Source organism: Vibrio sp. 378, from assembly GCF_033339435.1.
The window spans coordinates 69932-81731 of record NZ_JAWOUO010000016.1 but is presented as its reverse complement, the minus strand read 5'-3'; the positions used below and the strand labels follow the sequence as shown (position 1 = coordinate 81731).

At 46.1% G+C, this 11800-nt stretch carries 12 protein-coding genes; 5 read left to right on the top strand and 7 right to left on the bottom strand.

The window, feature by feature from the left end:
- Window positions 1-120: 120 nt before the first annotated feature.
- From hemG to R7Q48_RS21095, 3 genes are read right to left on the bottom strand one after another with little or no spacing between them, the layout of a single operon-like run.
- Entirely contained in the window at window positions 121-648 is a 528-nt protein-coding gene (gene hemG, locus R7Q48_RS21105) for a menaquinone-dependent protoporphyrinogen IX dehydrogenase (RefSeq protein ID WP_054577148.1), read from the bottom strand.
- Between the two features lie 9 nt (window positions 649-657).
- A complete protein-coding gene (locus R7Q48_RS21100; RefSeq protein WP_005378893.1) occupies window positions 658-2115 on the bottom strand; it encodes a TrkH family potassium uptake protein in 1458 nt (485 codons plus the stop codon).
- Window positions 2116-2161: 46 nt separating this feature from the next.
- A complete protein-coding gene (locus R7Q48_RS21095; protein WP_005378891.1) occupies window positions 2162-2785 on the bottom strand; it encodes a YigZ family protein in 624 nt (207 codons plus the stop codon).
- A 261-nt stretch (window positions 2786-3046) separates the two neighbouring features.
- Here R7Q48_RS21095 and fadB point away from each other — a divergent pair, with 261 nt between their 5' ends.
- From fadB to R7Q48_RS21080, 3 genes are all read left to right on the top strand, one after another.
- Window positions 3047-5218, top strand: coding sequence for a fatty acid oxidation complex subunit alpha FadB (fadB, locus tag R7Q48_RS21090; RefSeq protein ID WP_054579435.1), 2172 nt, complete (start codon window positions 3047-3049; stop codon window positions 5216-5218).
- Window positions 5219-5232: 14 nt separating this feature from the next.
- Window positions 5233-6408: an acetyl-CoA C-acyltransferase FadA gene (gene fadA / locus R7Q48_RS21085; RefSeq protein WP_006743176.1), complete on the top strand. Its 1176-nt coding sequence runs from the start codon at window positions 5233-5235 to the stop codon at window positions 6406-6408.
- Between the two features lie 250 nt (window positions 6409-6658).
- The gene (locus tag R7Q48_RS21080; RefSeq protein WP_005378882.1) at window positions 6659-7639 is read left to right on the top strand and encodes an MDR family oxidoreductase; all 981 of its coding nucleotides are present in this window, start codon (window positions 6659-6661) and stop codon (window positions 7637-7639) included.
- Window positions 7640-7691: 52 nt separating this feature from the next.
- On the opposite strand, the gene R7Q48_RS21075 is transcribed toward R7Q48_RS21080, so the two are convergent.
- Window positions 7692-8636, bottom strand: coding sequence for a LysR family transcriptional regulator (locus R7Q48_RS21075; protein ID WP_256903356.1), 945 nt, complete (start codon window positions 8634-8636; stop codon window positions 7692-7694).
- A 168-nt stretch (window positions 8637-8804) separates the two neighbouring features.
- Window positions 8805-8987 carry a hypothetical protein gene (locus tag R7Q48_RS21070; RefSeq protein ID WP_005378880.1) on the bottom strand — a complete coding sequence of 61 codons (183 nt, stop codon included), beginning with the start codon at window positions 8985-8987 and terminating at the stop codon, window positions 8805-8807.
- Window positions 8988-9120: 133 nt separating this feature from the next.
- Between R7Q48_RS21070 and tusA the strand changes: the two genes are divergently transcribed.
- Entirely contained in the window at window positions 9121-9369 is a 249-nt protein-coding gene (gene tusA / locus R7Q48_RS21065) for a sulfurtransferase TusA (RefSeq protein WP_005378879.1), read from the top strand.
- Window positions 9370-9413: 44 nt separating this feature from the next.
- Here the strand turns inward: tusA and R7Q48_RS21060 are convergent, their stop codons facing one another.
- Entirely contained in the window at window positions 9414-9674 is a 261-nt protein-coding gene (locus R7Q48_RS21060; protein ID WP_005378878.1) for a hypothetical protein, read from the bottom strand.
- A 160-nt stretch (window positions 9675-9834) separates the two neighbouring features.
- Window positions 9835-10389, bottom strand: coding sequence for a TMEM165/GDT1 family protein (locus R7Q48_RS21055; RefSeq protein WP_005378877.1), 555 nt, complete (start codon window positions 10387-10389; stop codon window positions 9835-9837).
- A 484-nt stretch (window positions 10390-10873) separates the two neighbouring features.
- Here R7Q48_RS21055 and glyQ point away from each other — a divergent pair, with 484 nt between their 5' ends.
- Window positions 10874-11791 (top strand): glycine--tRNA ligase subunit alpha, encoded by a 918-nt coding sequence (gene glyQ, locus R7Q48_RS21050; RefSeq protein ID WP_005383818.1) that lies wholly within the window; start codon window positions 10874-10876, stop codon window positions 11789-11791.
- The last annotated feature ends 9 nt before the right edge of the window (window positions 11792-11800 follow it).

Sequence of the window (11800 nt, the reverse complement as noted above, 5' to 3'; positions counted from 1 at the left end):
TCAGCGAGGTGGCATTATAGAGATTGCGATCACATTGGCAAGCCCTTTTTCTCGTTTTTTTTGATTTTTTTATCGTTCGGATAAATTTGCATCAAAAGCGGTCAAAAGAGCACGTTATTTCTACAGTTCTCTGAATTTATCTGCGAAAAGAGCCACTTTTTCCCAATTGGTGTACTCCACCTCTTTGGTCGTATCAGTTTCGCCACCCGTCATCGACATAATGAACCTAATCATAGTTCTGTCGAACCAGCTGTAACGTGGGTAATAAAGTGCACCAGCAAAAACACCTATTAGCGTTGGTTTCCAAGGCGACTTAATTAGGAACTTGTGAATGTAGGCACTACCTTCAGGTGTATCCTTTCCTTGGTCCTCTTTACGAGCGGTTAGGTTTACGCAGAAAAATGCCACTTTATTTTGCTCCAATTGATTGAGGTTTCGCTCAATAAACTGGTATAGCTTTTTATTAAGATGGCCATAGCGAATAGAGGCGCCTATCAATACTCTGTCGTATTGGCTGAAGTCAATCGTCTCGACATTATGTAAATCCACCAGCTCACAATCGAAGTCTGGAAGTTGTTCATCTATATAGTGGAGAATTTTTTTAGTCTGCCCTTCGCGGGAAGAGTATAGAAATAATGCTTTTGCCACGATTTCCCCTTAGCTACGCCAAAACGTCGGCGTAAGTAGAATAAGTAAGGTAAAGATTTCCAAACGACCAAACAGCATAGAAACTATCAATACCCATTTTGCTTTGTCGTTAACGTCACCAAAGTGCAGCGCTACTTCTCCCAAGCCAGGACCGAGGTTGTTCAGAGTCGCAGCCACCGCCGAGAACGCACTGAGCTCATCCATTCCTGTTGCAATCAACCCCAACATACAAACCACAAATACCAATGCGTATGCGGAGAAGAAACCCCAAACCGCATCGACAACACGTTGCGGTAGGGCACTGCCACCTACTTTGATGGTGTAAACCGCGCGTGGATGGACTAAACGTTTTAGTTCACGCGCACCTTGTAAGGTAAGAAGCAGGATACGGATCACTTTCATGCCGCCGCCTGTTGAACCAGCACAACCACCTATAAAGGAAGAGAACAATAACAGCACAGGTAAGAAGAGCGGCCAATCCGCAAAACCTGTTGTCGTAAAGCCCGCTGTTGTGGATATTGATACGGTTTGGAACAGAGCCTGGTCGAAAGCATCGTATGTCGATGTGTAAGAGTGATGTTTCAGTAATAATAGAAAGCAAATGATAAATAGCAGCACTTGAATGAACAAGAAGGCGCGAAACTCAGGATCTTTCCAGTAATACTTGGGATGTACGCCACCTGATGCAAATGCAGCAAAGTGCAGTGTGTAATTACATGCAGATATAAGCAGAAAAACCACCGTAATCAGGTTAATCGCGTAACTATCAAAGTATCCGATGCTGGCATCGTGGGTAGAGAAGCCACCAATGGCAATGGTGGAAAAGCTGTGACTGATGGCATCAAATGGCGTCATACCAGCTAACCAAAAAGCCGAAGCACAGGCGATAGTCAGGCTCAAATAGATGTACCAAAGCGCCTTAGCAGTTTCTGCTATGCGCGGCGTCACTTTAGTATCCTTGACTGGACCTGGGATCTCGGCGCGGTAAAGCTGCATACCACCGATGCCAAGTACTGGCAAAATCGCCACCGCTAATACGATGATTCCCATACCGCCGAACCACTGCAGTAACTGTCGATAGAATAGAATCGCTTTAGGTAACTCATCCAAACCAACAATAACGGTCGCCCCGGTCGTCGTGAGAGCAGAAAACGATTCAAAAAACGCATCTGTCACTGAGACGTTCGGATTGTCAGCAATGAGAAAGGGGATCGAGCCTGCACTGCCAAGTACTGTCCAGAATAAGACGACAATAAGAAAGCCATCTCGAGCTTTAAGCTCGTGCTTATACCTGCGGTTTGGGTACCAACAAACGGCCCCACAAAACAGCAGAACAAAAAATGTCGTGACAAAAGGCACACCAGCACCATCTCGATAGATCAGCGCAACGAGTGCTGGCGCAAGCATAGTGACACTAAAGAGTGCGAGCAGTAGCCCGACGATTCGAATAATTGAACGAAATTGCATGGATAAATTGACTAGCGAAGCTGTCCCTGTTGCTTCCTGTTTTTCATTATTGTCCGTCTAGCGGAGTGACAATTGCCTTTGCCCCGCTTTTATTGATGATTGCTTGGGTAAACGCGCTCACTTCTCGAAGCTCAATTTCCACCACTAATACGACCTGATCGCTGTATTCAGCCTCGACTTCTATCGCACCAAATTGCGGCATGATTGATTGTGCGATAGGCATAAACCCATAGTCTAACGTTAGTCTGAGCTTTGTGGTTATTTTTTTCTCAATAGTTTGAAGCAGCTTGAGCGCTTGTTGAACCCCACCCCCATACGCTTTAACCAAGCCGCCTGTACCTAACTTGATTCCACCAGAGTATCGCGTGACCACAGCCGTGATCTCCCCCACCCCAGATCCAGACAGCTGCGCCAGGATTGGTTTGCCTGCCGTCCCTGAAGGTTCTCCATCATCACTAAAGCCCCACTTCATCGAATCTTCTGGTCGACCAGCAACAAAGCCCCAACAGTTATGTCTAGCATCAGCGTGTTTAGCTTTGATTTGATCAACAAATGCTTTTGCAGCTTCGATACTTGGCGTGTGTGCCAAATAAGTAATGAAGACGCTCTTTTTAATTTCTTCTTCAAATTGAGCGGGCTCTGCTGGAATCAGATAAGGCTTGTCATTCATAGGATTATGGATTCATGTCTATTTGCCTGAAGTCTATCACGAGTGTGATTTACCCGTCGCATAAGATCTGCCACAGCGCACAATGTTAAACACTTGTTTAAAAAATGTATTGAAATTAAACAATCCACGATCCAAACTAACCTTACTGGTCAAACCAGAACAAAAATAAAACGACTTCCTCGATACCTATTTGCCGAGGTACACGGCGTCGTTGAAATAGGTATACAGACAATCCACGATTGTATGTCATGGAGATAGACAATGATTTACCAAGCCGAAACCCTACAGGTAAAGGAAATACAAGATGGTATTGCAGAGCTAAGCTTCTGCTCTCCAAAATCCGTCAACAAACTCGACCTAGCGACATTAGAATCGCTAGATAAAGCTCTTGATGCGCTCATTGCCCATCAAGGCCTCAAGGGGTTGTTGCTCACTTCAGATAAAGACGCATTCATTGTAGGCGCAGACATTACCGAGTTTTTAGGTCTGTTTGCTAAAACGGATGCCGAGCTCGACCAATGGCTGCAATTTGCTAATAGCATCTTTAACAAATTAGAAGACTTACCCGTTCCGACCATCTCAGTGATCAAAGGCCACGCTCTTGGTGGCGGTTGTGAATGTGTGCTAGCAACAGACATGCGTATTGGTGACAAAACCACCAGCATCGGCCTACCAGAAACGAAACTGGGAATCATGCCGGGCTTTGGTGGTTGTGTACGCTTACCTCGCGTTATTGGCGCAGACAGCGCAATGGAAATCATCACCCAAGGTAAAGCATGCCGAGCTGATGAAGCATTGAAAATTGGCTTACTCGATGCTGTTGTAGAGACTGATGCTTTATACGAATCAGCACTACAAACTCTTAACTCTGCAATTAATGAGAAACTTGACTGGCAAGCACGCCGAGCACAGAAAACATCGCCTCTAACGCTGAGTAAGCTTGAATCAATGATGAGCTTCACCATGGCGAAGGGTCTGGTGGCACAAAAAGCAGGTCCTCACTACCCTGCCCCAATGACAGCCGTTATCACGATTGAAGAAGGTGCTCGCTTTGCACGTAATGAAGCGTTAGACATTGAACGTAAGCACTTCGTGAAATTGGCTAAATCGGAAGAAGCAAAATCACTCGTTGGCCTATTCCTTAATGATCAATACATCAAAGGCATTGCGAAAAAAGCAGCGAAGTCAGCAAGTAAAGACACGCAACGTGCAGCCGTATTAGGTGCAGGTATCATGGGTGGCGGCATTGCTTACCAATCAGCGCTAAAAGGTGTGCCAGTCTTAATGAAAGACATCGCGCAAGCATCGCTCGACCTAGGCATGACTGAAGCATCTAAGCTGCTGAATAAACGCTTATCTCGCGGTCGCATTGATGGCTTTAAGATGGCGGGTATTTTAGCGTCAATCACACCGAGCTTACATTACGCAGGTATTGAAAACTCTGATGTGATTGTTGAAGCTGTCGTTGAAAACCCGAAAGTAAAAGCAGCAGTTTTGAGTGAAGTTGAGTCCCATGTCGGTGACGACACCGTTATCACCTCAAACACCTCGACGATTCCTATCAACCTATTGGCAAAATCACTAAAACGCCCAGAAAACTTCTGTGGTATGCACTTCTTCAACCCAGTGCATCGTATGCCTCTTGTTGAGATCATCCGTGGTGAGCACACCTCTGATGAAACCATCAATCGTGTTGTGGCGTATGCTGCGAAAATGGGCAAATCACCAATTGTCGTTAATGACTGCCCAGGGTTCTTCGTTAACCGCGTATTGTTCCCATACTTTGGCGGCTTCAGCATGCTACTTCGTGATGGTGCTGACTTTACGAAAATCGACAAAGTCATGGAGCGTAAGTTTGGCTGGCCGATGGGACCGGCGTACTTGCTTGACGTAGTCGGCATTGATACCGCGCACCACGCACAAGCTGTGATGGCTGACGGTTTCCCTGAGCGTATGGGTAAACAAGGTCGTGATGCGATTGATGCACTGTTCGAAGCAGACAAATATGGTCAGAAAAATGGTAATGGCTTCTACAGCTACACCATAGATAAAAAAGGTAAGCCGAAGAAAACCTTCTCCGAAGCGATCTTACCGGTACTAGCTGACGTTTGTGCCGATAAGCAGGACTTTGACGATCAGACCATCATTCAACGTATGATGATTCCAATGATTAACGAAGTGGTGCTGTGCCTACAAGAAGGCATCATCGCGACTCCGCAGGAAGCAGATATGGCATTGGTTTATGGTCTTGGTTTCCCTCCATTCCGCGGTGGCGTATTCCGCTATCTAGACAGCGTGGGTATTGCTGAATACGTTGAAATGGCAAAACAACACGCCGAGCTAGGTGCGATGTACCAAGTACCGCAAATGCTGATTGATATGGCGGCGAAAGGTGAAAGCTTTTACGGTGCACAACAGCAAGGTTCTATCTAAGGAGGGATTCTAAAATGACTAATCAAACAAGAAATGTTGTCGTAGTCGATTGTCTACGTACTCCAATGGGTCGCTCTAAAGGTGGTGCTTTCCGTCATACACGAGCAGAAGATCTATCTGCGCGCCTAATGAAAGGCATTCTTGCGCGTAACCCACAAGTGAACCCAAGCGAGATTGAAGACATCTACTGGGGCTGTGTACAGCAAACACTAGAGCAAGGCTTTAACGTTGCACGTAATGCGGCGCTGCTTGCTGGTCTGCCGATTGAAATTGGCGCCGTGACGGTGAACCGCTTGTGTGGCTCATCAATGCAAGCGCTTCACGACGGTACACGTGCCATCATGACTGGCGATGCTGAAATCTGCCTAATTGGTGGTGTTGAGCACATGGGGCATGTGCCAATGAACCACGGTGTAGACTTTCACCCAGGTATGTCAAAGAACGTAGCAAAAGCTGCGGGCATGATGGGCTTAACGGCTGAAATGCTTGGTAAATTACATGGTATTAGCCGTGAGCAACAAGACGAGTTTGCCGCTCGCTCTCACGCTCGTGCGCACGCAGCAACCGTAGAGGGTCGTTTTAAAAACGAAATTCTACCAATTGAAGGCCACGCAGCAGACGGCACACTGTTCACTCTGGATTACGACGAAGTGATTCGCCCTGAAACATCCGTTGAAGGTCTATCTCAACTTCGCCCAGTGTTCGACCCTGCAAACGGTACAGTAACAGCCGGTACATCATCGGCTCTGTCTGATGGTGCATCAGCGATGTTGATCATGAGTGAAGAGAAAGCCAATGAGCTTGGCTTGAAGATTCGTGCACGTATTAAAGGCATGGCCATTGCGGGCTGCGATCCTTCTATTATGGGTTACGGTCCTGTACCTGCGACGAAAAAAGCGCTCAAGCGTGCCGGTCTTTCAATTGAAGACATGGATGTGGTTGAGCTAAACGAAGCATTTGCCGCGCAGTCTCTGCCGTGTGCTAAAGACTTAGGCCTGCTTGATGTTATGGATGAGAAGGTCAACCTTAACGGTGGTGCGATAGCATTGGGTCATCCACTAGGCTGTTCTGGTTCACGTATCTCAACAACGTTGATCAACCTAATGGAAGCGAAAGACGCGAAATACGGTCTGGCCACCATGTGTATCGGTTTGGGTCAGGGCATTGCGACAGTATTTGAACGACCATAACAGTTCAAGACGTTGTTGTAGTGATCGAGCCAACAATCATAAGCAAATGAACTAGTACTAAAATTTTTAGTATTACACTTAAGGGCGACAATTGATGTCGCCCTTTGTTTTACATCAAACATGCATGAAGAGCATACATTAAATGCTCAAGTTTCATTTTATTCATAGACAAAGAAGACATACACTTAGACCAGTTAATATCTTGCTGCATGTGACCCAGAGTCATGCTACCGCACAATCGGAGAACCTTATGTTTAATGCTCTAGTTCTAAATCAAGAAGACAAACGTACTATCGCTAACATCGAGCAAATCGATGAAACACAACTGCCTGAAGGCGACGTTCTGATTGACGTTGATTACTCATCGTTAAACTACAAAGACGGTCTTGCGATCACAGGTAAAGGTAAAATCATCCGTAACTTCCCGATGGTGCCAGGTATTGACCTAGCAGGTACGGTAGTAAGCTCAGAAGACGACCGCTACCAAGCTGGTGACAAAGTTGTCCTTACTGGCTGGGGCGTGGGTGAAAACCACTGGGGTGGTATGTCTCAGCGTGCTCGTCTAAAAGCGGATTGGCTAGTACCACTACCAAAAGGTCTAGACAGCAAGAAAGCAATGATGGTTGGTACTGCTGGCTTCACTGGTATGCTGTGTGTTCAAGCACTGCTTGATGCAGGCATCAAACCTGAAAATGGCGAAATCCTAGTAACTGGCGCAAGTGGCGGTGTAGGCTCAGTCGCAGTAACGCTTCTAGCACAGCTTGGCTACAAAGTTGCTGCAGTGACAGGTCGTGTAGAGAAAAACGGCCCGCTACTTGAAAAACTAGGTGCTAGCCGCATCATCGACCGTACTGAATTTGAAGAACCAGCACGTCCACTTGAAAAGCAAGTATGGGCAGGTGCGGTTGATACTGTAGGCAGCAAAGTACTAGCAAAAGTATTGGCGCAAATGGATTACAACAGTGCAGTCGCAGCTTGTGGTCTTGCTGGTGGTTTTGATCTACCAACCACAGTGATGCCGTTCATCCTACGTAATGTTCGCCTACAAGGTGTGGACTCAGTAATGTGCCCAACAGAGAAACGTATCGCTGCATGGGAAAAGCTGGTAGAGCTACTACCAGACAGCTACTTCGAGCAAGCGTGTACTGAAGTTGCTCTTGCTGAAGCACCGAAATATGCAGAAGACATCACCAACGGTCAAGTAACGGGTCGTGTGGTTATCAAGCTATAAATACTGACTCAGTGTAAATAGACGAAGAGCCGGCATTGCTGGCTCTTTTTTGTTAGCAGTTCAGTCCCATATCTTCGATACGTTTAGCTATCAGACGGCTACACTCTTCACGCACAACCGTTCTTAACCATTCTTGAGCGGGAGAATGTTCGCAACGCGCATGCCAAATCATCGAGTATTCAAACGGCGTGAATTGGAATGGTAATGGTTTCACCACCAAGTCATAACGCTCGGCAACCAGATACGCCAAATCCGCTGGTACTGTGATGATAATTGGCAAGGTATCCATGATCGCCAATGCGGCTTCTAAATGATAAGCCCGCAGAACCATTTTACGCTTAGGTTTCTCCATCAAAGCTTGTTCGATCAGTGCCTTAACACCATCACTGATGGCGATCATGGCATGTGGATGACTCAGATAATCATCCAAGCTCATTTCTTTATTCGCTAATGGATGCTGTTTTGAAAGCATACACAGCACCCCCACTCGCCCCAACACTTCACTGCGTAGAGGCTCCACCGGGCCTGTCGGGCGACAAATCGCTAAGTCTGCACCTTCATAAGTGAGCTGATCTGATAAACGGTCGTGTTGCAGTGGTAAGAAGTTGAAAGACACGTTTGGCGCTTCTTGGTAAATTCTCGGCAAAGCGAACGGTAATATCGTTTGCATGGCATAATCGGTGGTCACGATGTTGAAAGTCTGTACGCATTGCAATGGGTCAAACTCAACCGGAGATAACAACTGACGTAAAGACTCTAATGGCTCGCCCAATGAGCGATCGATCTCTAACGCTTTCTGAGTTGGGATCAAATGCTGTCCCTGACGAGTAAACAGCGGGTCTCCCAATAAGTCGCGTAGACGACCAAGCACACGACTCATTGCCGATTGACTCAAGTTCAGACGTGTTGCCGCCTTACTGACACTGTTTTCTTCTATCAGTACTCGCAACGCAACCAGTAAATTTAAATCTCGGCGATAGATATCTTCCAGTTCCACGAATTAGCCACTTATTTTGTATGTGTTTGGGTAAATTGTACTCTTTAGGCAAAAAAAATCCCGCCTTTCAGCGGGGAAGCCCAAGAAAAATGGGGATAGTGTCGGAATGAAGTGTCGGTAAAAAATAGGTGAGCGTTATTAAAAGCATTCTGGTCCAAGCAAGAAGCGCTAATTTTCTTGCTCAGATGCGCCAGACCATCTGCGCATCTCGATCCAAATCCCAATAATAGTGGCAACCATGCCTACTAGAGGCGTCAAAGAGGTGTCAGCTGGCGTCCTGAGTACCAATGCACAAAACGAGATAAAACACAGCACTGAGTAAATCGTAAGTCTGTCTAACGCTGTTAACATTGCCTCTCCCTTGCCAGTTGTTACCAAATTGTTAATTTAAGGTAAAACAAAAAATTCGGTTTGCCAAGTGGTTATTGAATATTTTTTCAACGAAAGTAAAATTCAACGCTCAGTTAGTTACGAGAATCACACTATGAGCTTTAATCCTGAACTGGCAAACAAGACATTAGAGGCGGAAGGACTGCGCTGCCCAGAGCCAGTGATGATGGTCAGGAAGACAATTCGCAACATGCAAGATGGTGAGATTTTGCTGGTCAAAGCAGACGATCCATCCACAACTCGAGACATTCCGAGTTTCTGCCGCTTTATGGACCACCAATTAGTTGCGGCACAAACGGAGCAAGTTCCGTATCAGTACCTGATCAAGAAAGGATTGGAATAATCTGGTCGAACTAAAAACGGCAGCCAATATTGGCTGCCGTTTGTTTATTCGTCGTATTCGAGTGTGCGAACTTCTGATTGGAGCTTGTTAAGTTGTTTCTTCATTGCCCGCATCTCTTCATGCATAGGAATGATGTGAGCGACACGAATCCACGCTTCTACTGTCAATCCAGTAAGGACGAACGATCCTGCTACAATCGGTAACCACATATCAGTTAGCACCATCGCTAGTAAACACAGCGCTAAACCAAAAGTGAATAAATAACTCTGACTCTTCGGGGACATCCCCATGTAACGTGTAAGCATAAACTTGCCCTCTCGCTATCATTCACACCATTAAACTACCATGACAAGTATGACACTTATATGTCATCCGTCACGCAACGGAACGATTTAGAGTCAGAGTTTGAACTCGCGCAGCACGCCACTAATGATTGATAACTCACATCATTTCACGTGCAAAAAATCAGAACAGTGCAGCCCCTATTGCCAGAGCAATAAACAAAAATGCGGTGATTTTACGGATCAGCCCTAAAGGCATCTTGTCGGCCGACAATTTACCAATCAGGACCACAGGTACATTCGCCAGCAGCATACCGATTGTGGTACCGATAATCACCAAACTTAACGCATCCGCGTATTGCGCCCCTAAGATGGAAGTGGCGATCTGAGTTTTATCGCCTATCTCCGCAACGAAGAACGCGATAAAGCTGGCAATAAATGGGCCTCGATTAGAAATCTGCTCGTCATCATCCAGTTTGTCCGGGATCAGAACCCAAGCCGCCATCGCGACAAAACTGACCACCAGCACCCACTTTAAAATCTCAGGTGATAGATAGTCTGCGACAACCACACCTAACCATGCAGCCAAAGCGTGGTTGGCAATAGTTGCCAAAAAGATTGCTGCAATAATTGGGATTGGTTTTCGGTAACGACTTGCAAGTAATAGAGATAGCAATTGGGTCTTATCGCCAATTTCTGCTAACGCTACAGTAGTAATTGAAATAGCTAAAACGCTCACGACATGCTCATTGGGGCAGGGATTATTATTTTTAACCGAAGACAAACCTCACGCCCCTACCCCGGTTCGTGATGATTTGTCTAAGGTCTTGCTAAACTTGAAAGGCTTCAAGTCTCGAACGCCATGGTGATTTTGCACCAATTATGTTGACGGACGAACCAGATGAAACAGAAACTTCATCAGGTAAGCTACTCCCCAAAGACAGGCGCAATTCTAGCCACCTTTGTTGCGCTTCTCAAGAGCCAAAGCAGGCAAAAACTCCCTTTTAGGAAAAATACAGCAGATAACGCGGTAAAAATTCATTAAAGGAGAAAATCGCCCACGAATTAATCAAGATTAGCTCTACTCCCATGCTCAATATCTGGTTATACTAGATTGTTAATTTATTCAACCGTAATTACTCTTTATCGCCGTTGTTAGAGTTGAAAAACTCGGCATAGATGACGAATTAACGAGTAACAAGAGAATCGCGCGAACCTGACTTATGCAAAAATACGATATCAAAACCTTCCAGGGAATGATCCTCGCGCTGCAGGATTATTGGGCTCAAAATGGTTGTACCATTGTTCAACCGCTAGATATGGAAGTGGGTGCGGGTACCTCTCACCCAATGACCTGTCTACGAGCGCTTGGCCCAGAGCCAATGTCGACAGCTTACGTACAACCTTCACGTCGTCCTACTGATGGCCGTTACGGTGAAAACCCTAACCGTCTTCAGCACTACTACCAATTCCAAGTAGCGCTAAAACCATCGCCTGACAATATTCAAGAGTTGTACCTTGGCTCCCTTGAAGTTCTTGGTATTGACCCTCTTGTACACGACATCCGTTTCGTAGAAGACAACTGGGAAAACCCAACACTAGGCGCATGGGGTCTGGGCTGGGAAGTTTGGCTAAACGGCATGGAAGTGACCCAGTTTACTTACTTCCAGCAAGTTGGTGGTCTTGAGTGTAAACCAGTAACTGGTGAAATCACTTACGGTATCGAACGTCTAGCAATGTACATCCAAGAAGTAGACTCTGTTTACGACCTAGTTTGGAACATCGCACCAGACGGCAGCAAAGTGACTTACGGTGATATCTTCCACCAAAACGAAGTAGAGCAATCAACTTACAACTTCGAGCACGCAGACGTTGAATTCCTATTTGGTTTCTTCGAACAGTGTGAAAAAGAGTGTAAAGAACTACTTGAGCTTGAAAAGCCACTGCCACTGCCTGCTTACGAACGCATTCTAAAAGCTGGCCACGCATTCAACCTACTAGATGCGCGTAAAGCGATCTCAGTAACTGAACGCCAACGTTACATCCTACGCATCCGCAACCTGACGAAAGCAGTTGCAGAAGCATACTACGCATCGCGTGAAGCTCTTGGCTTCCCAATGTGTAAGAAAGAACAAGCGTAAGGGGTAGAG

Excerpts from the sequence above, each read along its gene's own strand:
- R7Q48_RS21100 (WP_005378893.1), bottom strand. The coding sequence starts at position 2,115 with ATGCAATTTCGTTCAATTATTCGAATCGTCGGGCTACTGCTCGCACTC.
- R7Q48_RS21095 (WP_005378891.1), bottom strand. The coding sequence starts at position 2,785 with ATGAATGACAAGCCTTATCTGATTCCAGCAGAGCCCGCTCAATTTGAA.
- fadB (WP_054579435.1), top strand. The coding sequence starts at position 3,047 with ATGATTTACCAAGCCGAAACCCTACAGGTAAAGGAAATACAAGATGGT.
- fadA (WP_006743176.1), top strand. The coding sequence starts at position 5,233 with ATGACTAATCAAACAAGAAATGTTGTCGTAGTCGATTGTCTACGTACT.
- R7Q48_RS21080 (WP_005378882.1), top strand. The coding sequence starts at position 6,659 with ATGTTTAATGCTCTAGTTCTAAATCAAGAAGACAAACGTACTATCGCT.
- R7Q48_RS21070 (WP_005378880.1), bottom strand. The coding sequence starts at position 8,987 with ATGTTAACAGCGTTAGACAGACTTACGATTTACTCAGTGCTGTGTTTT.
- tusA (WP_005378879.1), top strand. The coding sequence starts at position 9,121 with ATGAGCTTTAATCCTGAACTGGCAAACAAGACATTAGAGGCGGAAGGA.
- R7Q48_RS21060 (WP_005378878.1), bottom strand. The coding sequence starts at position 9,674 with ATGCTTACACGTTACATGGGGATGTCCCCGAAGAGTCAGAGTTATTTA.
- glyQ (WP_005383818.1), top strand. The coding sequence starts at position 10,874 with ATGCAAAAATACGATATCAAAACCTTCCAGGGAATGATCCTCGCGCTG.